1 protein-coding gene is annotated in these 261 nt (G+C 62.1%); it reads left to right on the forward strand.

Annotated features, from left to right (window positions below; all coding sequences use genetic code 11):
• The coding region (locus FQ668_RS28685; RefSeq protein ID WP_178097193.1) for an immunoglobulin-like domain-containing protein at positions 1-261 on the forward strand (261 nt) is incomplete at both ends.

Raw genomic sequence — 261 nt, forward strand, 5'->3', positions numbered from 1 at the left:
CACCGAACAACGTCCATAACACCAACCTGGACCTGAGCAACAAGATCACCGACATCTCGGGCGGCAATTACGAGAAGACCGTGGCGGTCGGCGAGCCGGTGACAGCCGCCACTGACAACCCGGCTACCCCGGACGCCACTGCGCTCACCCTGACCGCGACGGACACCGTGGCCGAAGGCGGCAAGATCACCTACACCGCCACCTTGACCAACAAGGCCGGTACCGACCTGGTGATCAAGCTGAGCAACGGTGAAAGCATCA

This window comes from Pseudomonas sp. Kh14 (genome assembly GCF_900291005.1).
In the GTDB taxonomy this organism is placed as follows: domain Bacteria; phylum Pseudomonadota; class Gammaproteobacteria; order Pseudomonadales; family Pseudomonadaceae; genus Aquipseudomonas; species Aquipseudomonas alloputida.